The sequence below is a fragment of the Niabella sp. ZPM-14 genome, assembly GCF_055693045.2.
In genome coordinates this window covers 479760-505637 of the sequence record NZ_CM181148.1, presented here as the reverse complement: position 1 = coordinate 505637, position 25878 = coordinate 479760, and the positions used below count along the sequence as shown (strand labels likewise).

Here is a 25878-nt window from a genome sequence, read left to right as displayed (position 1 = left end):
TTCCTATCTTAGCCGGATTCAATCAAGCCGGTTATGAAAAAAATATTAGTGCTCTTATTGCCGCTGTTCATTACTGCAACGGCGGTTGCCCAATCTTCTTATCGTACCGTTAATGCGGTGAAATATTATCCTGCCGATAGTTACAGGAATGATCGTTATAAAGATTCGATGTGCGTGCTGGATCTTTATTACCCGGAAGGCGTAAAGGATTTCGCCACTATCGTCTGGTTTCATGGCGGCGGTATTACCGGTGGCCATCGGGATCTTCCGGAGCCTTTGAAGAATAAAGGATATGCTATTGCAACGGTCGAGTATCGCTTGTCGCCCAACGTAAAGGCGCCGGTCTATATCGAGGATGCCGCCGCGGCTGTGGCCTGGGTGTTTAAACATATTAAGAATTATGGCGGGAGCGATCGGCTCATATTCCTGTCGGGCCATTCTGCCGGGGCCTACCTGGTGTCGATGATCACGCTGGATAAACATTACCTGGCTAAGCACGACATTGATGCAAACCGCGTGGCAGCATTGGTATCATTCAGCAGCCAGGCGATCACGCATTTTACTGTAAGGCAGGAGCGGGGTGTGGATGCACTGAAGCCGGTAATCGATTCAATGGCACCGCTGTATCATGTCAGGAAAGACGCGCCGCCCACTATCATTCTCACCGGCGATCGCGAGCTGGAGATGATGGGGCGCTACGAAGAAAACGCTTATTGGTTTAGAATGATGAAACTGGTGGGGCATACGCGGTCAAAGCTTTTTGAACTGGACGGGTATGACCATGGCAATATGCCGCTGGGCGGTTATCCATTGCTGCTCCAGGAGATGAGGGAACGTATCAAAGAGATCCGTTCCGGGAATAAGAAGTGATCGATATCGGTTTGCGAAAACAAACCACGGATATCTTTAGATCGAATACGCGTCTGACCCCGTCCGTACCGGAACGGGCGAGGGCGTCTCGGTCTGACGCGTTGATAAAGCCACGAATACACGAATGCCCTGATGCGGTTTTATTCCCGGACATCATGAGTTGGGATTAGTATTCGAGTAGTCGTGGCAGTAAATTTATACGCACCATTACGGCATCGGCTGCGCCTCTGTTGTAGGACCTTCTACCGTAAGAATGCCGTTCTTATTGACCTCCATCTTGTCAATAAACACCACGCGCTCGTCTCCGGTTTTGCTGGTGCGGCCATGATACACACACAACATGGTTTTCCCGTCAGGAGAAACCGTTACGCTGTTATGCCCCGTGCCGGTTACAATGCCGCCTTCAGCCGTATTCTTTTGGAGCACAGGATTATTAGCCGCCTTTGTAAAAGGACCCAACGGACTTTTAGAAGTCGCATAACCTACCGCATAATTTTTTCCGCCAAAGTAGTTGGCAGAGTACATCATATAATAGGTATCCCCGTTCCTGAAAATATAAGAGCCCTCTGTCCAGCGCCGGTTCACTTCTTTTGAAGTAACCGAGCGGCTTTCCCATTCCGCCTGCTGATCATCCATCTTTACCGGCGGTCTCAATAACAACACAGGCGCTCCGATTATGCCACTGAAGTCTGGCTTCATTTCAATGCCATAAACCCAGCTCTCTTCAATTTCATCATACCATCCCTTCTCCTTGGACCAGGTAGCCACTTCACTTTCCACCGCATGCTTATAACAACATCTCGAATAATAAAGGTAGGTCTTGCCATCAGCCGCAAATAATACGTTGGCGTCAATAATGGGATAGCCCGGATCAAACAGGGGCTTGTTCTGCATATCAATAAAAGGTCCGGTTGGACGGTCGGCTACGGCAACGCCAATCTTAAAGTTCTCTTCTTCATTGGTCGGGTTTACCTTCCACTGCGCACTATAAAACATATAATATTTACCATCACGCTCGTACACTTCCGGCGCCCAGTAAGAATGAAGTCCCCATCCGTTGGGGTTATTACCAAAATACACTTGTCCTTCTTCTTTCCAATCTACCAGGTTTTTGGAAGAGTAAGCGGCAAACCCTTTTTTGGCGCCTGCGCCGGTACCGTACATATAGTAAGTGCCATCAGAAGCACGCATCACATAAGGATCTCCAAACTTAACGTTTAAGGGATTGGTATACGTCGTTTCTTTTTTCGACGTGGCTGTCTGGCAAGACAAAGTGGAGAATAGCAGGCATGCTATCGGTATCAATAAAAGTTTATGCATAGTAAAACAAATGTAGTGAAGATGATCAATGGTTCGGCGCTTCTGTACCCACCTCTTTCCTCCAGTTGGAAAGATCTTTTTTGAGTCGACTGACTAATTGTGGGTATTGAGCGGCAAGGTTGTTTTTTTCGCCTGGATCTTTACTGAGGTCGTATAGCTCATTCGTATGATCGTCAAAGAACTCAATCAGTTTCCATTTCCCGTCGATGATACTCCCTGCCGATCTGCCACCGAGAAAATGAGGCTGATCCAACGGGTAGTGCCAGTACAATTGCCGCGAAGGCATTTGCCCGCGGGGGTTCTTCAACAGCCGGGCAAAGGACTGTCCGTCCAGCTGCTGCCCGTTATTTCTGGCATGGAGCAACTCCCTGAAAGTAGGATAGATGTCGAAGTTGACCAGCGGCTGATCGCAGACCATTCCTTTTTTGATGCCAGGCCCCCAGATGATAAAGGGCTCCCTCACACCGCCTTCGTAGAGGCTGCTTTTACCGGCTCTCAGCGGCGCGTTATTGGTAACACGTGTTTCGCCGCCGTTGTCGCTGGTAAAGATGATCAAAGTGTTTTTATCAAGCCCCAGTGATTTTAGTTTATTGAGAATGGCACCGACACCTTCGTCCACTACTTTCAGCTGCGCTGCCAGGTGGGGATTGTTTTCCTTGGCCCAGGTTCCGGTGCCGTTTGGTTGGTAGGGATCATCGTTTTTGTTTTTAGGCCGGGGCGGACTGGAGCCTGCTCCCTTTTTGTCACGGAAATGCGCTACCAGCTCAGGTTTGCCATGGACTGCCGTGTGGACCGCATAATGACTTAAATACAGGAAAAAGGGTTGATCCTTGTTTCTGTCGATAAACTCCAGTGCTTCCTCGTGTTGGCGATCCGTCAGGTACTCGTGGGCGCCGGGTAATTTCTTTTTGATCTCGCGGTTCCAGAAATAGGGCCAGAAATAAGCGCCTTCGGCTATGCCTCGGTTTTCACTTACCAGCACCTCGTCAAAACCGTGCTGGTCGGGGAGGGTCTCTTCGGAAGCTCCTTCCTTTACATATCCTGAAAGATGCCATTTTCCCACGATGCCCGTATGATACCCGTTAGCTTTCAACATCTCGGCCAGCGTAGTATGGGAGAGCGGGAGGTGTTGCGCTGAATTGGGGCGCAGGTAATCAGTAATGTTTAACCTTGCCGGGTATTGCCCTGTCATCAAGGCCGCGCGGTAGGGCGAACAAACAGGCGCTGCTGCATAAAACCGCGTAAATCTCATGCCGTCTGCAGCCATCCGGTCCAGGAAAGGTGTTTCATTGAATGTGTTCCCGTAGCAGCCGAGTTCGCTGTAACCCAGGTCATCAGCGAGTATATAAATAATATTTAACTTTTGCGCAGCCGCCTGTCTTCCAGCTATAATCAATAGCAGGAAAGCTAATAAACGCCGGATAACAACAAAACGTAAAGTGTTAGAGAGCAGGTTCATATGGCAATCACTTTTGGTGCCAAGATAAGTATAATGGCGTTTTGGCACTGATAAATTTGTCGGCAAATTTTGAATAATTGTAGGTCCGTCACTATTAACTATTTCGTAAAATTATGTACATGATTTGGTAAAACCCGGTGACTAACATTGTGTATCGATCACCCGTATTACTATAATAAAGGTGATCAGCTCTCTAAAACAAGAACGGGATCAAAGAAATTACTGGATCACAAATTTATTAGTCTATTATTATGGTAGACTAATATTAAATCTTATCTTTACCGGCCTAAACCCAATAGTCTGATATGATTGAACGGTATCCACTTACAGCTCAACAAGGCGTGAATACAAGAAAAAAGCCCCGTATCAGCTGTTGTAAGACAAAATTGACAAATTCTGACACAATAGTTAAAGTGCTGTTTCATTTCTGATGGTATCTTGGACGCAATAAAAGAGATTGCTATGCAACTGCTGTTTATTGCTTGTCGAGACCAACGTTTACCAGAATAGTAAGTGCTATTTATTATTAACAACGGATAGGTATCCGAATGGGAAAGGACTGTCTGCAATGGATCGCCCGGTGCACGGGATAACTGCTGATAGACCCGATATCATGACGCCCTTTCGTTGAGTCAGGAACACTCGAAGCAGGTTAAAAAACGGCGTTTAAATTTTTTACATATGATAAATAAGCTTTCTAACGACGGCCGGCGGTGCCAGCCCATGACCATTCAATCTAAACCAATCACAATGCTCGTCAACTAAATTTTACCCCAAAAAGAGCCCTGCCTATATAATATGTATGGCCTGGCCTGCAGACCGCTTTTACAGCCCAACTGAAATTAAACAAGCTGATAAAACAAAGCATGATCCATCTTCTCACACGGTGAGATGTTCGCGGAGTTCCCGACCGTTTTGCTACGGGAAGGTATCAGCTATAAAAAACAAACAAACACGGATGAAAATAATGCGAGTGAAAAAAAATCTGTTCTACCGCTTCGGGACGCTCTTTTTATGGTGTATACCATTCATCTCGAAAGCCCAGCAAAGCGATACGCTTGATCTGGGGTATAAAAAGGTGAGTGTCGCCGACTTCAACGGTTCGGCCTACACCATTACGGCCCATGAACTGAGAAATCTTCCTGTCACTAATCTTACCAATCTCTTGTCTGGCCTGGTCCCCGGCTTCTTTTCTATCCAGACTTCCGGGGGAACGGTGAATGAGGCGGCAGATTACTGGATCCGCGGCATCCGCACGAATGCGGAAGGCGTTTTGGTCCTGGTGGATGGGCAGGAAAGACAGTTTGGTGTGCTGAGTTCCAACGAGGTCGAATCGATCACGGTTTTAAAGGACGCCTCTATGTCGGCCCTGTATGGCACCCGCGCCGCCAACGGTATCATTTTCGTGAATACCAAAAAAGGGAAGAAGGGAAAGCCCACCGTGGAACTGACCACACAAATGATCAACCAGAAGCCATTGGGCATGCTGACATCTCTTGACGCGCTGGGTTATGCCGAGCAATACAATGAGGCCATTAAATATGACGGCCTGGATGCGTCCAAAATGTACTCACAAAATTACCTGAACCAGTATCGCAACCGGGAGGGCGTCAACACTGAGTTTTATCCCGATGTGAACTGGAGAGATAACTACTTTAAGAAAAGCAACTGGGTGCAACGCCACAACCTGAGCATTTCCGGTGGATCGGACCGCACCCGCTATTTCATCAATGGCGGATTCTTAAAGCAGGCAGGCATGTTTGTAACGGATGAAGAATCTTCCTACAGTACCAATAACACGACCAGCCGGTATAATATCCGCTCCAACCTCGAGGTGGACGTAACGAATACCACTTTGCTCAACCTGGATCTGTATGGTTGGTACGATAAACAAAACCGCCCCGGAGGTGATGCCTACGCTGCATATGATGCTTTGGTGACCACACCTCCTAATGCATTCCCGCCTTATTATGTCGATAACGGACAATACACCGATCAGGACGGCAACATCGTAAGAGGTATCAATGGCCGTATCACCGCTGGTAACGATCTGGTCGCTAATCCATGGGCTTTACTAAACCGCAACGGATATTCTATTTTCAACAGGGTTTACGGCTCGTTCCGCGCCAAGCTGACACAGGATCTGGCGTTCATCACTAAAGGCTTAACTGCATCAGCGCTCTTGTCGATGGATAGTTACACTGCTGCCGTGACCAGCAGAAACAAGCCGTTTGCTTATTACAACTTATCAGATTTTAACTCTACCAGCCTCCGCAGGACGGGTACGGACCAGCAAATGGATAATGGAATTACCGACCGCGCCAGCGAAGCCAGAACTTCCCTGGACTTCCAGTTGTCTTACGATAAGACGCTGCGCGATCACCATGTTTCCGCAACGGCTTTTTACAATCAATATGAATTTGACAACCAAACTTCGATCCCCAGCCGTTTTCAGACAATCGGTTCCTGGTTAGGTTACAATTACAAACACAAATATTACCTGGATCTTACGGGTTCTTATCATGGAGTGTACAAATTCGCTCCGGGTAAAAGATTTGGTTTCTTCCCTGTAGCGACGGTGGGCTGGACCATATCCAATGAACGATTCTTTGAACCTGTTAAAGACGTAGTATCGTATTTCAAAGTAAGAGGATCTTATGGCTTAATAGGCAACCAGCGCGGCGTCTCAGAGTTCCAGTTCAGAACGCGCTTAAATGAAGTGGGTAATGTATACTGGTTTGGCAATGCAATGAATGCCCGCCCGGGGTTTGTGGAAGATGTCCTCGCTAACCCTGGTTTGACCTGGGAGAAAGCCAAACAACTGAATATCGGTACCGACATCCGTTTGTTTGATGACCGGTTCAGCTACTCATTTGATTATTTCAAAGACCGAAGGTCCGATATGTATATGGTCAATAATAATGTGACTTCATTATTAGGAACGGTCGCTACCATACAGCAAAATATCGGGGAGATGTTTTCTGAAGGCTATGAAATGGCTGCTATGTGGAAGTCTACCGTTGGTGACTTCGGTTACAGGCTGGGTGGTACTTATTCATTCTCTGCCAATGAAAACGTAAAGACAGGAGAGATCCAGGAACCTTACTACTGGCTGCAGGACGCCGGTTTTCCAAGAGGTATCAGAAGAGGCTATGTAGCTACCGGCCTGTTCCAGTCAGAAGCGGAAATAGCCGCATCACCCAAACAAACGTTTTCTGAAGTGCAACCGGGCGATATCAAATACAAGGATATCAATGGTGACGGACTAATTGACCGAAATGACCAGGTGCCTTTAGGCTATGGTAATGTGCCCAATGTATTCTATGGAATCAATGCCGGGCTGTCTTATAAAGGGATTGGGCTGATGGTCTTGTTCCAGGGCGCTGCCCGCACCACGCAGATGCTTAGCGGGAAAGTAGCTTATCCGTTTTTGGCTAACGGAACGATATACGAACATCAGCTGGACTACTGGACACCAGAAAACCGCGATGCTTCGATGCCTAATATTTCAACCATCAATTCCAACGTCAACAATACGCAGAACTCTTCTTTCTGGTTGAGGGACGGCAGTTACCTGCGCCTGAAGACGGTGGAGCTTTCTTACCAGTTTCCGCAAAAAATGTTGGGCAACTCGTTCATCAAAAACCTGCAGTTGTTTGCCAACGGCTACAACCTGTATGTATGGTCCAACAACGACAGCCCGCTGGATCCGGAAGACAATGGTGCATCCAATTCCATGCCGCTGACCCGCAATGTCAGTCTGGGTCTTTCTGTCAGATTTTAAAAGCATTATTAAAACAGTATGCGAATAAAAACCAGGATGATAAAAATGTTTCAATACGACACACAGGATAGCAGAAGTTTTGATCATCAGGAAAAATGTTCGACTAACATCAATAAAATATTTCGAATGAAAAAGTACATAAATACGGCCCTGGTAATGCTGGCATTTTCATCCTGTAACTATATGGATGAACAGCCTTATGACTGGGCACAGCCGATAGATGTGTTTTCCATGGAAGCCAGCTATGAGAAGCCTATTACCCAGGCCTACTCCTACCTGAAGGGAGGCTTCAACCGGATCTCCGGCTCTTTCCTGGATGCGGCTACCGACGATGGTATGAGCACGATCAACACCTCTACGATCCATCGTCTTTCCCGGGCTTATATCACTTCCAATAACCCGGTAGAAAGTTGCTGGGATGCTTCTTACCAGGGCATCAGGCAGGCATTGTTTGTACAGAAAAGCCTGTCGGAGATCGACCTGGTATTGAACAACAAAAGTGAAGAGGATGTCATCGCCATTAAGAATATTTATTCTGGTGAAATGTATTGCCTTCGCGCTTTGTACGAATTCGATCTGTTGCGTCACTACGGAGGTTATCCCATCATTAATAAATATTACACGCTGGGTGACCCTGAACTGTCTTCCAAACAACGCAGCTCATTTGCAGAGTGTGTAAACAATATTATGAGTCTCTGTGATTCAGCAGCCAACTATCTCAATGTTACACCAGAAGGCGGTAATGGTGGGTTTGGCCGTATGACCAAAGGTGCGGCCTTAGCCATTAAGGCAAAGACCTTGATCTTCGCTGCGAGCCCTTACTTCAACCGAAGCGGCAACGGCAACGCGCTGACAGGTTATACCAATGCCGCTCCGTCCGATATTCAGGGTCGCTGGGAGGCTGCTGCAGCGGCTTGTGCGGATGTGATCAACTTAAAGACTGCCAGTGGCGGTGATGCGTACTCGCTTCATGCCAACTACGAGCGGCTGTTTGTGACTTCACCCAACAGTGAATACATCATATTCGTTTCGGCTGCCAAATCCAATGGATTGGAGAACCGCCAGTTCCCGCCAACGCTTTCGAGGAACCAGGGTGGGGGTACTGTTCCCACACAGGAGTTTGTAGATGCGTTTACCATGTCCAACGGAGCGGATTATACTGATAGTGATTTGAGCACACAATACAAAAACCGTGATCCGCGCCTTGTCGCTACAGTTGGCTTCAACGGTGCTGCTTATGGTGCACTGGGTGCCATCCAGACTAAGGTAGGGACCGGCGCTACGATCGACGGCTTGAATATCGTTGCCGATCGATCTACTAATACCGGCTACTACCTGAGAAAGTTTTTAGATTTCAATATCGATTTCTCTAAGGCCAATCCGGGCACGGCTTTTCACCTCTTTCCCGTGATCCGCCTGGCCGATATTCTTTTGCTGTATGCCGAAGCGATGAACGAAGCGTATGGGCCTGATGCAGATCCGCTCAATTTCGGACTCACGGCCAAAGCAGCCGTGCAGCGGGTGCGTACACGGGCAGGATTCAAAGCCAATGATCAGTACCTGATCAATGTGACAGATGTTGCCACCATGCGCCGGAAGATCAAGGATGAGCGACGTGTTGAATTATCATTCGAAGAGCAACGCTATTTCGATCTGAGACGCTGGATGGATGGCGATGAATTGAATCAACCCGTTACCGGTATCCGTATCGAACAGGTGGGCACCGCTTTGACCGCCAGCTACTTTACAGCCGACGGATTGCGCCGCTTTGAGCCCAGAATGTATTTACATCCGATACCCTTACAAGAAACAATGATCTCTCCACAAATAACTCAAAATCCAGGATGGTAATTGCGACAAATAAAAATATTATGAGAAAAGTCTTTTTAGTAACACTATTATTTCTATCCTTTCTGCAGAGCTATGCCCAGCAATCGGTGACCGGTGTGGTGAGAGACAATGCAGGAAAAGTGCTGACAGGTGTGTCGGTAGCGCAGAAGGATGCTATTAACGCCACGATGACAGACGAGAACGGCATATTTAGGATTTCGTTGGACAACACGAAACCCGCGGTACTGCTGTTTTCCATCATTGGTTTCGAAGAACAGGAAGTGAGCGTGAGCGGCACGCAGCGTATTGAAGTGAACATGAAAGAGCAAGCGAAAGATCTTGACCAGGTAGTGGTAGTCGGCTATGGTACTCAACGCAAGGCGTCGGTAACCGGAGCAATATCCAATGTCGGTGGTGACGATATTAAAAAAGCGCCGGTGTCAAGCGTGACCAACGCGCTGACAGGCCGTGTGCCAGGGTTGGTCACCAGGCAGTCGAGCGGTCGTCCGGGACAGGACGATGCAGCTTTGTTCATCAGGGGGCGTGCTACTTTTAATAACTCTGATCCCCTTGTGTTAGTCGATGGAGTAGAAAGAGATTTCCGCCAGATAGAGCCCGATGATATTGAGAGTGTATCCATTCTTAAAGACGCTTCAGCTACGGCGGTATTTGGTGTACGTGGTGCGAACGGTGTGGTACTCGTGACCACTAAGAGGGGAGCAGCCGGAAAGTCAAAGATCAATTTTGGTGCCGAGTATGGCGTTACCAACTTTAACCGGCTCACCAATGCTTTGGACGCTGAAACCACTTCTTTATTTCAGCGCGAGGGTACGATTAACGTGGGTTTAGATCCTTCCATCCTGTCAAACACCAGTAACTTTCCGGTTTCTGAGTATGATAATTATCTATACCGGACGCAAAATAGCCCTTTCACCCATCCTGATAATGATTTTATCGAAACGTTTACCAAACCTGGTACGCAACAGAAATACAATATCAATATTACCGGAGGTAACAAGGTGATCAGGTATTATGTGTCGGCCGGTTACTTCAATCAGCAAGGGATGTTTGAAGCCGATGTTGACAAGTTAAGAGAAAAGCCGATCCTTAAAAGGCTGATCGAATTGTCGCCGGATGTAGACCGGGCATTGACACCCAAAGAATATGACGCATCCTACTATTTCAACAGGATTACTACCCGTTCCAACCTCGACATCACGTTGAGCGAAGATTTGAAATTGGGCGTGAACATGGCCTACTTGTTCAAAAAGGAAAACCGTCCGGCCACTTATGACGGCTTAAGCAGCGGTGCGGAAAACCTCCGTCTGTTTGCTGCTTTTTATCGCAATGCGCCCCAGGCCTTCCCGTTGATGAACCCGAATGGTAGCTTTGCCGGGGCCACTGGCGTGTGGCGGCAGAATCCTTTGGTGACCATTGCCAACACGGGTTTCCGTTCCGATTTTAGTAATGAATTGCAAACAGCGTTCACCTTCAACTACAACCTTAGAAAGCTGGTTAAAGGACTTTCAGTGGATGGTCGTTATTCCTTTGATGTAGACTGGAGCAACTGGCGCGGCATGCAATGGAGACCCTATCTCTATTCATTCAATCCGAAAGACAGTTCTTATCTGCAGGGACTGAATGGTGTGTTACCCAGCCAGGGTTCCGGTAAAGTGTCTGCTGTATTTGGTCAATATGTAGAGTTGGCGCTGCGTTATAAAGGAGCCATCGGTATTCATCACAATATTTCCGGGGTGATCCTGGGCAACTTCAATTCGGAGTCAACTCCGGGAGGCCAGTATTCTTATGTGCCTCATATTTACCAGGCGCTGATCGGAAGACTGAACTACGACTTCGACAACAAATACCTTTTCGAAGTGAACATGGGATACAATGGTTCTAACCGTTTTGCAAAAGGTAACCAATACCAGCTATTCCCTTCACTGTCGTTGGGTTGGGTGCTTTCCAACGAAAAGTTCCTGTCAGGGTCCCAGGCCCTCAATTTTATGAAGCTGAGGGGTTCTTTCGGACAGGTAGGTAATGATAAATTAGGAGGCTTCTCTTATTACTACCGTTCCACCTATGTGAACGGATCCTCTTATTCCTTCGGAGAAACCAACAACCCGGATATCACCGGTCTCCAGCAAGGCCGTCTGGCGAACGAAAACGTCGTTTGGGAAACAGCCACCAAATACAACCTGGGTATCGAAACCCGTTGGTTAAAATCACGCCTGAGCTTCAATGCTGATATCTTTAAAGAACATAGAACAGATATCCTCACGATACCGCAACGCTACCTGATCTCCGCCGGTGTTAACAGCTTGCCGCCCGAAAATTTAGGTGTGGTCGATAACAAAGGTTATGAACTGGAACTGGGATGGCAGGAGCAGTTGCCTTCAGGGATCAACTATTTCGCGAAAGCTATTTACTCTTACGCCAAGAATACTATCGTCGAAATGAGTGAAGCCAGCCAGCCCTACGATTATATGTTAGCGACCGGCCGCTCAATTGGCCAGTTCATCGGTTACCAATTCGACGGCTTCTTCCAGTCCTACGAAGAAATAGCAGCTTCGCCTCAACAGTTTGGTTTATCAAATCTTGCGCCGGGCGATATGAAGTATAAGGATATCAACCAGGATGGTGTTATTGATCAGAACGATCAGACTGCAATAGGCTATACCGGCGTTCCTGAAATCACGTATTCACTTTCGACAGGTATATCTTATAAAGGCATTGACCTGAGTCTGTTGTTCCAGGGTGCGGCCCGCAGTTCTGTGTATATGGTGAGTGACTTAGGGTGGGATAACAGCTGGGGTAATTACTTTGAAGAACATTATAACCGCTGGACGCCCGAGACGGCACTCACCGCGACATACCCAAGGTTTCTTCAAAAATCGGATGGAAATAACCAGAACTATTATTTGTCTGATTATTGGTTGAGAAACGGTCGGTACCTGAGGTTGAAAAACGTTCAGGTGGGTTATACTTTTCCTAAAGCTTTATACCGGAGGTTACCGCTGACATCCGTGCGCCTGTTTGCAAATGCCTTCAACCTGCTGACATGGGATGAAGTAAAGCGCGTGGATCCGGAGTCTAATCCCGACCGGAACTCGGGTCAGTTCTACCCGCAACAGCGCATTGTCAATTTCGGATTAAACGTAGGATTCTAAAGAAATAAAAGAGAAGAAATGAGAAAGATATATTTTTTAGCAATTATAATGGCCACGCTTACCCTGGGCTGTAATAAGGACGGGCTGCTGGACAGCACCGACCTCGATGAGCTTACCGACGAGAAGGTGTTTACCGACGTGGAAAACACCCGCAGGGCACTCTATGATCTGTATGGTAAAATGAGGCAGGTTTCTAATAACAACAGCGGAAGCTTTTCCCAGTTGTTTGATATGAATGTCACTGTCGCGATGCTCGATAATGCCACCGACGACGGAGCTGGTAATACCACCCGTAATGCGGGTATCTCCCCCGGTATACAAAAATACATTACAGGGTCTATTTCCGGGACCAGCAACCCGGTAGTATTGGCGCATCCCTGGACTTTCTTTTACAGAGCTATACGGAATGCGAACATTTTCCTGGCTAATATCGACAGATGTCCGATGACGGAAGAGGAAAAAACCAGCAGTGCTAACCAGGCCCGTTTCCTGCGCGCATATTATTACTTTGAACTATTCAAATGGTTCGGGCCGTTAGTGCTCACTACACAGCCTACGGATCCGTTCGGATTCGACTCTACCAAAAGAGAAAATCTGAGAACCACCGTTGATTTTATAGTGGGTGAGTTTGATGCATTATCACAAGACGGTGTGTTGCCCGACCGTTGGGAGGGTTCTGAGTACGGGAGGATCACCAAAACAGCAGCTATGGGATACAAGGCAAGAACCTTGTTGTATGCCGCAAGTCCTTTATTCCAGGAATCCGGCGTCACCTGGGCTCAGGCAGCCGAGGCAGCGCTCGACCTGATCACCTATGCCGATAGCAGAAGTCTGCATAGCCTCTATGTAGCTCCCGGAGAAGCCGACAAAAGTTATTCGCGTTATTTTAATGAGCGTGTCAATGCCGAAAATATACTGGTCTACCTGCGGGATCCGACCAATGACCTGTATAACCTGTTCCCGGCGTTTAACCCCTGGAATGTCAATAAAGAGCTGACTACTGTGCCTACACAATGGCTGGTCGATGCTTATGACATGGCCGATGGATCGGAACCTATTGTGGGATACAATGCAGACAACAGCCCTATCATCAATCCGGCTTCAGGCTACGACGAGCAGGCGCCCTACAAGAATCGCGATCCGCGTTTTTATCAATCCATCTTATATCACGGCGCTACCTGGCCGATTGTCAATAAAGCTCCCGCAAAGGTGGACATTCGCACACCTAATAACTGGGGCAGCGGTTACTTCCTGGTGAAATACCTGGACGATCGGATCGATCATCGCAGCGGCGGAACCACTTCTATGAACTTTGTAATGATGCGGTATGCTGAGATCTTATTAGATTATGCCGAAGCCATTAACGAAGCAGAGAATGACGCCAATGGCAGAGCAAAAGCTGTAGCTCAACTCAACAGGATCCGCGAACGGGCCGGCATCACCAATCCGCTTAATGCGGGCGACTTCACGCAGGCAACGCTGCGAGAAAGGATCCGCAAAGAGCGTCGCATAGAATTGTGCTTCGAAGAACACCGCTTTTTTGATATCCGCCGGTGGAAGATCGCGCGTACCGTGATGAACAAACCCGCAGTGGGCATTGCGATCCGTAACGGACAATTTGTAAGAGTAACGCTGGACAGAAGGAGCTACAACGAGCGGATGAATTTATCCCCGTTGCCCGTGGACGAAGTGAACAATGCACCATTGATATTCCAGAACCCTGGTTATTAAACTAAGGAAATCAGATCAGTTTTTAAAATAGAAATGACCATTAAAGAATAATAAAACAAGTACAAATGAAAAAGAATATTTACCTGTTATTGGTTTTAGGGATCACGATGATCATAAGCTCCTGCGGTAAAGAGATTGAAGACGTTAATTTCACACCCGATATCAGAATTGCCTTCCAGCAAGGAGGGGACAGTGGTATTGTGCAGGTCGATAAAGGAGTGACCCAATACAACGCTACCATTGATGTTCAGGCTAATAGCCCGGTGATCAGCGCTTTTGAGATCTACACTGCTGATGCCCGCACCGGCAACCGAGATACACTCATCACAGAGACCGCGCGTTCTTTTGAAAACGGACAAAGCAATTATTCGACCAGCTACACCGTTCCTCAATTGTCGGAAAACCGCTGCATTAAAGTGGTAGTAACAGATACGCTCGGACGTGTGTATGAGAAAAACCTGGTGGTAAAGATCACGCCGTCAGTAGTATTTTCTTCTTCCAACAAGATTGAGACGGTAGAAAATTTTTACGGTCCGTACTTTGCTTCCTGGTTGTCTGGTCGGGCATATATGCGCAGACATGCGCAATATAAAAATGAAATTGACTTTAGTCTGGGAGATGTAGTCATTCCTTCCGAAGGAACCACCGCAGTTCCTGCGTTAGTGAATCCCGCTCAACGCGCCGCCAACGGCTTGTTGACCATGGATGGTTTGCAGAGCGCCAAATTTGAATTGACGACGCTGACACCTGCGGAGTACAATGCCATTTCACAGGTGAATGCCGGACCCATTACTTCGTTGAGCGACCCTACGTCAGACGTGGTGCGTCTGCAAAATGGCAAAGTGTACCTTTTCAAAACCGCCAATGGTAAGAAGGGGTTGATTCATGTTTCGGCACTGGATCAGAAAAGCGGAACGATAGAAAACACAAACGGTGAATGGGTGGCCCAGACCAATTATCATGAAGCCACGATCACCACGAAAACAGTAGCACCCTAATTCATGTTTAGCAACGACTGAATAACAACTCCGGAGCCCCGGTAGCAAAAGCAGGTGCGAAGTATTCACTGGCACCTGTTCTTTTGTTTTGATGCAACGGAATATAGTTTTGAGACTGAGTAACACCTGTAATTAAGGTAAAATCTTGGCCCCGGTAATGGCAACAACAGCGTGTTATAAAATCCGGCACCTGTTAAACTTCCTCTTCAATCAAAGGTCTAAAAGCACAATGCAGATCCGTATCATTACCCTCTTGCTGTTCATCAGTTCCTTGCATGCCAGTGCGCAGCAAAAGCAGCGACCTAATATCATTCTTATCATGGCCGATGACATGGGCTTTTCAGATATCGGTTGTTATGGTGGAGAGGTGGAAACGCCTCATCTGAATCAGCTGGCCAAAGAAGGTCTTCGCTACAAACAATTTTATAACGCTGCACGCTGTTGCCCTACCAGGGCCTCGTTGGTTACGGGTCTTTATCCGCATCAGGCGGGCATGGGCTGGATGGCGGCGGCCGATCTGGGCACACCCGCTTACCAGGACGATCTGAACAATCAATGCGTCACGATTGCAGAAGTGTTGAAGCCGTCTGGCTATAGCACCTACATGACCGGCAAATGGCACCTCACTAATGAAAGAAAGATCGATGGCTATGTGACGGACAATTGGCCGGTACAACGTGGATTCGACAGGTATTTTGGTATTATCCCCGGAGGTGCCAATTATTATACACCGGTCATCTACAGCAATAACAAAAGATATAAAGCTTCTGAAAATTTTTACCTCACAGACGCTATCAGCGACACCAGTGTGAAGTATATCGAAGATCATGTCGCAGCCAAGAGCGATCAGCCATTCTTTATGTATGTGGCTTATACCTCGCCTCACTGGCCCCTGCATGCACCGAAAGAGGTGATCGAAAAATATAAAAACACCTACCGTAAAGGATGGGATGCCATCCGGGAGGAACGATTCCAGCGCCAGAAGCAGATCGGTCTTTTTGATGAAAAGGCAGTACTGACGCCGCGTGACGAAAAAATACCTGCCTGGACTTCGATCGGTGAAAAAGAAAAAGAAGAAATGAGCATGCGCATGGCGATCTATGCGGCGCAGATCGATATCATGGACCAGGGTATCGGCCGGATCGTAGCGAGCCTGGAAAAAGCAGGACAATTAGATAATACACTTATTTTTTTCCTGAGTGATAACGGGGCTTGCGCCGAATATATCAGCAGCGGCAAAAGCAAAGCGGTCGATGGTACCGAAGCCACTTTTGAAAGTTACCGCATCAACTGGGCCAACGTCAGCAGCACGCCGTACAAAGAGTATAAGCACTTTACACACGAAGGCGGTATCGCAACACCCCTGATCGTGCACTGGCCCAACGGCGTTAAAAAAGAACTAAATGATCAGTTCGTTACAGAGTATGGTCATCTGACAGATATTATGGCCACCTGCGCCGATGTGGCGCGTGCCACTTACCCGGCTAAATTCAAAGGTCACACTATTGTTCCGATGCAGGGCAAAAGCTTGTTGCCCCACTTCACTGCTCAATCCAATCATCGCGGGAAAGTATATTGGGAACACGAAGCCAATATCGCGCTGCGGGATGGCAAATGGAAACTCGTTGCCAAGACAGAAGAGGACCACCGGTTTGATGAAGCGGCTTTACAGCTTTACGACATGGACGCAGACCCCACCGAAATGCATGACCTCAGCCAACAGCATCCCGAGCGTGTGAAGCAGATGTATAAGGATTGGGATCAGTGGGCGCACAGCATCGGCGCCTTTCCGCTGGACACGCGGGAGTACAATGTGAGAATGAGGGCCTACCGGCGCGTGATTAACGGCAGCTTCGATGATAACCTCGGCGGGTGGGGTGTGAAAGTGGCGGACGATGCAGTTGCAACCATTAATATCGATGAGACGGCCAGGATCTCCGGGAAGAAGTCGGCGCTGATCACTATGAAAAAGCCTGGCAACAAGCCAGCGGCCGTCAATATGAGTTGGACCTTTCCTGTAAAAAAAGGTGAACGCTTCGAAATAAAATTCAAAGCGAAAGCGGCCGGTACAGCGGCGTATTTTGCCCGCCTCGAAAAAGCGGGAGGAAATGCTGAAAAGATCCTTAACGAAAATATTCATTCAGGAAATGCCCTCAAAAATTATCGCTTTGTGTCAAGCCCGGCGCCCGAAGATGGTAATTACCGGCTGGCGCTTTATTTCGGCACATTGAAAGCTGGTGATAAGCTTTGGGTGGATGATGTTGAACTGAACACCGTAAAAAATTAGTGATATGTTACGACGATTGTTGTTTCTTAGTCTGTTGATCCCGGGCCTTGCTTCTGCTCAGAAAAAGCATGTGCTCCTGGTAAGTATTGATGGCTTCCGGCCAGACTTCTACAAAAATGAGATGTGGAAAGCGCCGGTGCTTAAAGGTTTACAAAGCAAAGGCGTGTCCGCCGATGGCGTAAGCAGCGTGTTTCCTTCGGTGACCTATCCGTCTCACACCTCGATTATTAGCGGTGAATTGCCTGGACGTCATGGTATTTATTACAATGTGCCCTTTGATTCAAAGAATGGTGCCTGGTACTGGGATGAAAGTGCAATCAAAGTACCCACGATTTGGGACGCAGTTAGAAAAGCAGGGTTGAAATCTGGCGCCGTGATGTGGCCCGTAACCGTAGGTGCGCCTATCGATTATAATTTCCCTGTAAGACGCGCCGATAACGACGAAAAAACCGATCAGCTGTCGGTGACCAAACCCTTTGTAACGCCGGCCGGTTTGCTGGATGAAATGCAGCCGTCCATCGGCACCTTATCGCCCAAAGATTTCAACCACGATCATATGGATAAGACCATTGGTAAGATGGCTGCCTACATCATCAAGACCAAACAACCGGAGCTGATGGCAGTTCATTTTATCGGGCTCGATCATGCGCAGCATGATGTCGGACGCGAGGGTGAAGCGGTACAGCATGCGTTATCGGTAATCGACAGTATGTTGGGTAGTGTATTGTCTGCTTACGAACAGGCGGGCTTGCTTAGCAATACGGATGTGATCATCACCGGCGATCATGGTTTTGTTTCAGTGAAACGCAATATTGCCCCCAACACTTTATTGCAAAAAGCCGGACTGATCAATGATAATGATTGGAAAGCGCGTTTTCTTTCCACGGGTGGATCTGCTTTCTTATATCTGAAAGACAAAAATGACCGGCAAACGCTGAAGCAGGTGATGCAGCTCCTCAGGGACGTTCCCGCTGCAGATCAAAAATATTTCAGGGTGATTGAACGCGCGGAACTGGATAAGATGGGGGTCAATCCCGAAGTAGCGCTGGCGCTGGCCGCAGACAATGGTTCCGCTCTGAACGGCAATACTGATGGGCCGTTGATCAGGGCCCGCAAAGCGGTCAATGGCTCTCATGGCCATGATCCACGCATGCCCGAGTTATTCACCGGCTTTATTGGTCAGGGACCTTCGTTCAAATCCGGTGCAACGGTTGACCACCTGGCGCTGACGGATATGTCTGCCCTGATCAGCAATATACTGGGCCTTCCATTTAAAACGGTGGCGCCTGAACTGAAAAATAAAGTATTAAAAAATTAGCGTATGATAGTTAGATATTTAAGTTGGTTATTGATCTGCTTTCCGTTGGTGTCGTTGGCTCAGAAGGGAACGGATCGTCCCAATATAGTGGTGATCATGGCTGATGATCTGGATTCCCGGCAGCTAAGTTGTTACGGAGGTAAAAACCTGAAAACCACGCATATTGACCAGCTGGCCTCTGAAGGCATGTTGTTCAACCATATGATCGCTTCAGAAGCCATGTGCGTGCCGACAAGAGCGTCGCTGTTCACGGGTTTGTATCCCGCAAGGCACGGTTCTTTTCAAAACCACAAAGGTGTGTTCGATAACCTGAAAAGCGTTTGCCATTATTTAGGCGACCTGGACTACACCGTGGCGTTGACCGGTAAAAATCATAGCACGAAACCGGAGTCCGTCTTCCCGTTTCAGTTTATTGAAGGCTTTCAGCCCAATTGTGTGGCGCCTACCGACGATTATCAGCTCAGTGATATCCGCCAGTTTATCACCAGGCAAAAAAATCCGTATTGCCTGTTTGTTATGAGCATCAATCCTCATGCACCCTGGACCGTAGGCGATCCGTCTGAATTCAATGCAGATCAGTTGCAGCTGCCGCCTCATTGGGTGGATACCAAAGAGACGCGTGAGCAGTTCCGGAAATACCTGGCAGAAGTAAGACGCCTGGACAACCAGGTGGGAGATATTATGAATCTGCTGAAAGAAACCGGCCAGGACAAAAATACCATCCTCATATTCCTGGGCGAACAGGGCGCGCAGTTCCCGGGCGGTAAATGGACGCTCTGGGACGCGGGTCAGAAAAGCTCAATGATCGTTCGCTGGCCGGGCGTGGTGAAGCCCGCAACGCAAACAGAAGCGATCGTGCAGTACGAAGATGTGACACCGACTTTCGTAGATATTGCCGGCGGGAAACCCATCGCTTCTTTGGACGGTAAGAGCTTTTTACCGGTTCTTAAAAATAAGTCAATCAAAGCCCGTGATTACGCATTCGGTATACACAACAATATACCCGAGGGGCCTGCTTACCCGATGCGCAGTATCAGAACAACACAATATAAGTTGCTGCTCAATCTGACTCCTGACAAGAATTATCATATCAAGTATATGATGAATCCCAATAAAAAAGATAGCTATTGGCATGGATGGGTGGCGCAGGCAGCCGGCAATAAAAAAGATCAGCAATTGATCGATCGCATCGTTCATCATCCGGCCGTTGAATTTTATGATCTTAAAAAAGATCCTTACGAGTTGAATAACCTGGCAGATGATCCTAAGTATAAAACCACTATCCGCGAATACACGGCCCAGCTTCGCAAATGGATGGAGCAACAGGGAGATACCGGCGCCTCCATGGATATTCACTACGAAAAGAAGAAAAACAAATAACAGCAGGATTGCTCAAAACAGAATTGAGCCTGCACGATCACGAAGCACAATGATTCCGTTGTTCCATATGTGATCATCAAAAGATACTATCCCGAAACCCATCGATCCGGTGAAGATCAGATCGATAAAATCAATAAATATTTACGAATGAAACTGATTAAATGGTCCTTCTTTCTTTCTTTGCTAACCCTTGTTTCACTGACGTTACAGGCACAGAAAAAGCCCAATATTATATTCATACTTGCAGACGATCTCGGCTCTTCCGAGTTGGGTAGTTATGGCAACACATTCAATGAAACACCGCACCTGGACCAGCTGGCGGCAGAAGGTATGCGCTTCACGCAGGCTTATTCCGCAGCGCCCATCTGTTCGCCCGCCCGTGCAGGATTTATTACCGGACAATACCCGGCCCGCATCCGGATCACGGACTTCCTGGATAACGAAGCACCGCGCTATCTCGACCCGGCAAAGTATTACACTTTAAATGAAGCCCTGGCAGATGCAGGATATCACACGGGCATCGTGGGAAAATGGCACCTGGATACAAAGTTTAAAAATCCTGTCGGCAACCCGCAACAACATGGTTTTCATGAAGTGATTGGCTCTGAAACCAAGTATATTGCTGACGGAGATTATTTTTATCCCTACGACAAAGTAGCCACTTTTGATACCGGAGAAGAGGGCGAATACCTGACCGATCGCCAGTGTAAAGAGGCCTCTGGTTTTATTGAGCGCAATAAAGATCAACCGTTTTTCCTATACCTGTCTTTCTACAGCGTGCACACCAGGTTGGACGCACCCGAACACCTGGTAAAAAAATACAGGGACAAGTTTGACACAAAGTACGGAGCCGGCGCAGCTGCCAGAACATATGATGCACCCGACAATAACCGTCATGAAGGTAAACACGGCGACAATCCTTACCTGGCTGCTATGATTGAAAGCATTGACAGCGGCGTTGGTGGCATCTTAAAAACATTGAAGAAGCATGGCCTGGAAGATAACACGCTCGTGATCTTCTTTTCAGACAACGGTGGGGTAGCGGGCTTTGCCAACAATGGCGTTTTAAAGCTGGGTAAATCATGGTTGTATGAAGGGGGGATCCGGGAAAACCTGATCGCGCGCTGGCCTGCAGCCATCAAACCCGGCAGCGTGTCTAACACACCCGTTTGTGGTATTGATTTCTATCCTACATTTTTGGAAATGGCCGGAACTAAAAATAAGCCGGGCAACATGGTAGACGGAAAAAGCATTTTAAAAGTGTTTAAAGGACAGCCATGGGAGGGAAGAGATGCTTTATTCTGGCACTATCCTTCTGAAACCGGTAAGTGGGTGCCAAGAATGTGCAGCGCTGTAAGGATGGGGAATTATAAATTACTTTATTTTTACGCGGATGGAAAAACGGAGCTGTATGATTTGTCCAAAGACCCCTCTGAACAAAACGATATCGCTGCCGCACAGCCACAAAAAGTAAAAGAATTAAAAGCAGCCCTGGAGCGTTGGAAAAAAGAAGTGAACGCCGAAGTTCCCAATACACATGCTGTAAAAATTAAAAAGAAAAAAGCCTAAACCCTTCAACGCTTGAAGCCGGGAACAACGATATCGCTTGATAAAGGAGCATTCAAAAAATGGCCCCTGCTGTTCTTGTTGGCTATGGCCATCAGCATAGCGACTACGGCCCAGCAGGTGTTGTTCAGGAATTATAGCGTCAACAACGGCATGTCGTCCAACACGGTATGGAACATCATACAAGACGATAAAGGATATATGTGGTTCGGGACCAAGAACGGACTCAATCGTTTTGACGGGCATACTTTCAAAGTATACCAGGCCCGGATGAATCCGTCACCCACATCGGGTAATAGCTTTATCCATTCCATATGCCGATACGACAGTACGCGTTTTTGGGTAGGAACAGAAGATGGGTTATATGTGCTGGATCTGGTGAAGGACCGGTTTACAAAAATTAAAGCGTTAGGCAGTGACCTGATCTTTTCCATCATCAAAGATGATAAAGGCACGATGTGGGTAGGAACCAGGAGCAGCGGGCTTTACCGGTATGACCCATCGAGAAATCATTTTTTTAATTACCATAAGAATGGCGGTCAACGGGCTATTTCCAATAACCAGGTAAGGAGATTGCAGCAAGACGATGCCGGCAATATCTGGATTGGTACGTTTGGTGAAGGTGTTGATATATTGAACCCGAAAACCGGCGCGGTAACCAATATTAAAGCCGGGACGACCGATCAGCATATCTCCAGTAATTTTATTTTATCGCTTTACAAAGACTTGCGCGGTAATATCTGGGTAGGAACATTATCAGGTGGCCTTGTTTGCTGGAATAAGGAAGAACGCCGTTTCAAAACCTACAAAGCGGGCGGACCGGGTGCTATCAGCGATAATATTGTCCGCGCCATCTATCAGCCCGATGGGAGCAAATTGTATGTCGGCACTGAAAAAGGATTGAACGTGCTCGATATTGCGCAGGATACTTTTCAATACTATACCAATAACACCAATGATCCGTTCAGTATCAGCGATAATGCGGTCTATTCAATCTATCCCGACCGCGAAGGCGGCATTTGGGTAGGGACTTTTTTTGGCGGTGTTAACTATTTCACGGAAGGTGGTCCGGGTTTCAATTTTTATTATCATACCGGCGCTGCGGATGGCTTGTCAGGAAAAGCTGTAAGCTGTTTTTTGGAAGACAAGCCTGGTTATTTCTGGGTAGGCACAGAAAATGGCGGCCTCAACTATTTTGACGCTCATACGGGCAAATTCAAAAGATATCCTTTCAGTCCCCAGCAGGAGAAGTTGTCCTACAGCAACATTCATGCGTTGTATAAGGATAGATCCGGCAATCTGTGGGTGGGTACTTTCAGTGGCGGCCTTAATGTGATCGATCTTAAAACGGGGAAGATTAAGCGTTATACCAGCAATGTAGCCGACCCTAGTTCTCTAAGCAGTAACAGTGTCTATACCATTAATGAAGACCGCAGCGGCAATATCTGGGTAGGCACCGTCAAAGGCCTGAATCTTTACGATAAAGAAAAAGATGCTTTTATAAGGATCACGGGGATGGACCTGCAGAACAGCTGTATCTACGAAGTGTATGAAGACCTGCCCGGTAATATCTGGGTGGCGACTTACGAGAATGGTATTGTCTGCAGGAAAGCCGGTACGTCCGGCTGGGTCCGGTATTCAACGGGAAATTCCGCCATCAGCTCCAACCGCGTCATCTCCTTGCATGATGACGGCGTGGGCAACCTTTGGCTGGGAACAGATGGAGGAGGGTTGAATAAATTCGACATTAAAAAACAATCCTTCACCAGCTTTATGGGAAAGCCGGGAATGGCTTCCGTAGTATTTGGCGTGCTGCAGGATAAAGCCGGCGGATTATGGTTGTCCACCAACGATGGTATCCTTAAATTCTCGGAAGAACCATTCCGCGTTTTATCTTTTGCAAATTCTGGAAACTTCAATAACCGGCTTTATAATTACAATGCCTACTATTGCGGATCTGACGGAAGGATGTTAATGGGCGGTATCAACGGGTTCAGCACTTTCTATCCCAGCCAGTTAAAGCTGGTGCCAGACGAAAACAACCTCGTGCTGACCAATTTCAAGTTGTTCAATAACGAGGTAGCCTTCGGTGAGAAGAAGTCGCCGCTGGCCCAGTCACCGGGATATGCTGATGTAGTAACATTAGCGCATAACCAATCTGTTGTCAGTTTCGAATACGCCGCATTAAATTATACCGATCCCGACAGGATCCAGTATGCTTATAAAATGGAAGGCTTTGATGATAACTGGAACGCCGTTGGTACGCAGCGTAACGCGACTTATACCAATCTGCCGCCGGGTAACTATACCTTTAAAGTGAAGGCCACAGACGTGTATGGCAACTGGAACGACGCGGTCACTGCTATAAAAGTTACGGTGAAGCCTCCTTTTTACCGGACCACCTTCGCTTATATCCTGTACCTGGTATTGATCGCGGTAGGGGTCTGGCTGCTTAAAAATTATTTTAAGAGAAGAGAGCAGCATAAAAATGTGATCCGGCTCGAACGCCTGAAAGCACAGAAGGAGCACGAGTTTTATCAGCAAAAGATTGATTTCTTTACGACAATGGCCCACGAGATCAGGACGCCTTTGTCCCTGATCATGGCGCCGTTAGAGAAGTTGCTGACCATTGAGAACAAGCCGGAAACCGTGCAGCAGCTCAATGTGATGGAGCAGAATACGCAACGACTCTTAACACTCGTGAACCAGTTGCTCGATTTCCGGCGTATTGAGAGCGATATCTATACGATAAAAAAGGAACGGCTGGAGCTGGTGTCCTATATTCAATCATTGTATTCAAGATTTTCACCGATTGCTTCTCAAAAGGGTATCCGCTTCAATATGTCTACCGAGGCCAACCAGCTTCATGTGAATGCCGATGCGGAAGCACTTCAAAAAATATTGAGCAACCTGCTGATCAATGCTTTCAAATTTGCGAAGTCCTATGTTGAGATAAAGATCAGCCTGCCCGATGCACACCAGGAAGCGCAAAAGACAGTGTCTGTCTGCGTTTCAGACGACGGTGTAGGTATTCCGCAAGGAGAATTGCAACATGTATTTACACCTTTCTTCAAAGTGTCGTCGCCGGAACATAAGATCAAAAATATTGGTGGCACCGGAATCGGGCTATCACTCGCCAAGGCCTTGGCAGAAAAGCATGAAGGGGCTTTGCATGTGGAAAGCAGGCCTGGAACACAGACGACCTTTATCCTCACGATACCCTTCGAACAGCGACAAGCGCCCGTTCTTGAAGAAACGGATGAGGCCGGTGCTGATCAGGCTAAGCCCGGCATTCTGATCGTAGAAGACGATCTTAATATGCTGGACTTCATCGTCACTAATTTTAAAGGGGAAGGCTATCATACCTTTTCAGCTACCAACGGCGTGGAAGCCCTGAAGATATTAGAGATACAGCCGGTGGAGCTGGTGTTGTCAGATGTGATGATGCCCGAAATGGACGGGATGACCTTATGCACTAAGATCAAGAACAGCATTGACTTTAGTCATATTCCCGTGATCCTGCTGACGGCAAAAGGCAACAGCGATTCTGAATTGCAGGGGATAGAAAGCGGGGCCGACGCCTATGTGGTCAAGCCTTTCAAATGGAAACATATTACGGCGTTGGTCAGGAACCTCTTAGAGACCCGCTACCGCCTGAAGGAGAAATTTAATCAGCAGCCTCTTGCGGATATCGGCACGATCACCACCAATACCCACGATAAGAAATTTATTGAAACGATCACGGGCATTGTAGAAGCGAGGATCGATGATTACCGGTTGTCCGTCGAAGAGCTGAGCCGCGAGATGTCGATGAGCCGCTCCACATTGCACAAGAAAGTGAAAGCGGTAACGGGTCATGTGCCGAATGAATTTATCCGCCTGGTGCGATTGCGGATGGCCGCGAAGTTGCTGATCTCCGGTGAATACAATATCTCCGAAGTGGGCTACAAGACCGGGTTTAACTCGCCTTCCTATTTTTCACGCTGTTTCATACAACAGTTCAAATTAACGCCCAGTGAATTCCTGGAAAAGTTCCAGGATGGAGATTTTGGCCGCGTAGACGAGCTCCTCGCAAACGATGTTCCGGCGAAGAAAAAATGATTAAGGTTCATACAGAATGAACCCGCCCCAACGGCTCGTAGATGAAAGCTGATGAGTGGTTTTG

General features: G+C 47.6%; 13 protein-coding genes. 11 read left to right on the top strand and 2 right to left on the bottom strand.

Features of this window, described 5'->3' with window-relative positions; genetic code table 11:
• Positions 1-33 precede the first annotated feature (33 nt).
• Positions 34-870 carry an alpha/beta hydrolase gene (locus ACU37H_RS01935; RefSeq protein ID WP_472702674.1) on the top strand — a complete coding sequence of 279 codons (837 nt, stop codon included), beginning with the start codon at positions 34-36 and terminating at the stop codon, positions 868-870.
• Between the two features lie 207 nt (positions 871-1077).
• Here ACU37H_RS01935 and ACU37H_RS01930 read toward each other — a convergent pair whose 3' ends face one another.
• Both ACU37H_RS01930 and ACU37H_RS01925 read right to left on the bottom strand, forming a co-directional pair.
• Positions 1078-2190, bottom strand: a complete 1113-nt coding sequence (locus tag ACU37H_RS01930; protein ID WP_472702673.1) for a glycoside hydrolase family 43 protein — start codon at positions 2188-2190, stop codon at positions 1078-1080.
• 25 nt (positions 2191-2215) lie between these two features.
• Complete coding sequence (locus ACU37H_RS01925) at positions 2216-3649, bottom strand: sulfatase (protein ID WP_472702672.1); 1434 nt, start codon at positions 3647-3649, stop codon at positions 2216-2218.
• 958 nt (positions 3650-4607) lie between these two features.
• On the opposite strand from ACU37H_RS01925, the gene ACU37H_RS01920 reads away from it, so the two are divergent.
• The 10 genes from ACU37H_RS01920 to ACU37H_RS01875 all read left to right on the top strand — a co-directional run bounded on the left by ACU37H_RS01920 (position 4608) and on the right by ACU37H_RS01875 (position 25814).
• Positions 4608-7433: a SusC/RagA family TonB-linked outer membrane protein gene (locus tag ACU37H_RS01920; protein WP_472702671.1), complete on the top strand. Its 2826-nt coding sequence runs from the start codon at positions 4608-4610 to the stop codon at positions 7431-7433.
• Between the two features lie 126 nt (positions 7434-7559).
• Positions 7560-9284, top strand: a complete 1725-nt coding sequence (locus tag ACU37H_RS01915; protein ID WP_472702670.1) for a RagB/SusD family nutrient uptake outer membrane protein — start codon at positions 7560-7562, stop codon at positions 9282-9284.
• A gap of 20 nt (positions 9285-9304) precedes the next feature.
• Positions 9305-12433: a SusC/RagA family TonB-linked outer membrane protein gene (locus ACU37H_RS01910; RefSeq protein WP_472702669.1), complete on the top strand. Its 3129-nt coding sequence runs from the start codon at positions 9305-9307 to the stop codon at positions 12431-12433.
• An 18-nt stretch (positions 12434-12451) separates the two neighbouring features.
• A complete protein-coding gene (locus tag ACU37H_RS01905) occupies positions 12452-14164 on the top strand; it encodes a RagB/SusD family nutrient uptake outer membrane protein (RefSeq protein ID WP_472702668.1) in 1713 nt (570 codons plus the stop codon).
• Positions 14165-14229: 65 nt separating this feature from the next.
• On the top strand, positions 14230-15162 hold the full coding sequence (locus ACU37H_RS01900; RefSeq protein ID WP_472702667.1) for a hypothetical protein: 933 nt from the start codon (positions 14230-14232) through the stop codon (positions 15160-15162).
• Positions 15163-15319: 157 nt separating this feature from the next.
• Entirely contained in the window at positions 15320-17449 is a 2130-nt protein-coding gene (locus ACU37H_RS01895) for an arylsulfatase (protein WP_472702666.1), read from the top strand.
• 4 nt (positions 17450-17453) lie between these two features.
• Positions 17454-18767 carry an alkaline phosphatase family protein gene (locus ACU37H_RS01890; RefSeq protein ID WP_472702665.1) on the top strand — a complete coding sequence of 438 codons (1314 nt, stop codon included), beginning with the start codon at positions 17454-17456 and terminating at the stop codon, positions 18765-18767.
• 3 nt (positions 18768-18770) lie between these two features.
• Positions 18771-20147 carry a sulfatase family protein gene (locus tag ACU37H_RS01885; RefSeq protein ID WP_472702664.1) on the top strand — a complete coding sequence of 459 codons (1377 nt, stop codon included), beginning with the start codon at positions 18771-18773 and terminating at the stop codon, positions 20145-20147.
• A 147-nt stretch (positions 20148-20294) separates the two neighbouring features.
• Positions 20295-21716 carry a sulfatase gene (locus tag ACU37H_RS01880; RefSeq protein ID WP_472702663.1) on the top strand — a complete coding sequence of 474 codons (1422 nt, stop codon included), beginning with the start codon at positions 20295-20297 and terminating at the stop codon, positions 21714-21716.
• A 12-nt stretch (positions 21717-21728) separates the two neighbouring features.
• On the top strand, positions 21729-25814 hold the full coding sequence (locus ACU37H_RS01875) for a hybrid sensor histidine kinase/response regulator transcription factor (RefSeq protein WP_472702662.1): 4086 nt from the start codon (positions 21729-21731) through the stop codon (positions 25812-25814).
• The last annotated feature ends 64 nt before the right edge of the window (positions 25815-25878 follow it).

Coding starts and splice junctions, on each gene's coding strand:
- ACU37H_RS01935 (WP_472702674.1), top strand. CDS start 34: ATGAAAAAAATATTAGTGCTCTTATTGCCGCTGTTCATTACTGCAACG.
- ACU37H_RS01930 (WP_472702673.1), bottom strand. CDS start 2,190: ATGCATAAACTTTTATTGATACCGATAGCATGCCTGCTATTCTCCACT.
- ACU37H_RS01925 (WP_472702672.1), bottom strand. CDS start 3,649: ATGAACCTGCTCTCTAACACTTTACGTTTTGTTGTTATCCGGCGTTTA.
- ACU37H_RS01920 (WP_472702671.1), top strand. CDS start 4,608: ATGAAAATAATGCGAGTGAAAAAAAATCTGTTCTACCGCTTCGGGACG.
- ACU37H_RS01915 (WP_472702670.1), top strand. CDS start 7,560: ATGAAAAAGTACATAAATACGGCCCTGGTAATGCTGGCATTTTCATCC.
- ACU37H_RS01910 (WP_472702669.1), top strand. CDS start 9,305: ATGAGAAAAGTCTTTTTAGTAACACTATTATTTCTATCCTTTCTGCAG.
- ACU37H_RS01905 (WP_472702668.1), top strand. CDS start 12,452: ATGAGAAAGATATATTTTTTAGCAATTATAATGGCCACGCTTACCCTG.
- ACU37H_RS01900 (WP_472702667.1), top strand. CDS start 14,230: ATGAAAAAGAATATTTACCTGTTATTGGTTTTAGGGATCACGATGATC.
- ACU37H_RS01895 (WP_472702666.1), top strand. CDS start 15,320: ATGGCAACAACAGCGTGTTATAAAATCCGGCACCTGTTAAACTTCCTC.
- ACU37H_RS01890 (WP_472702665.1), top strand. CDS start 17,454: ATGTTACGACGATTGTTGTTTCTTAGTCTGTTGATCCCGGGCCTTGCT.
- ACU37H_RS01885 (WP_472702664.1), top strand. CDS start 18,771: ATGATAGTTAGATATTTAAGTTGGTTATTGATCTGCTTTCCGTTGGTG.
- ACU37H_RS01880 (WP_472702663.1), top strand. CDS start 20,295: ATGAAACTGATTAAATGGTCCTTCTTTCTTTCTTTGCTAACCCTTGTT.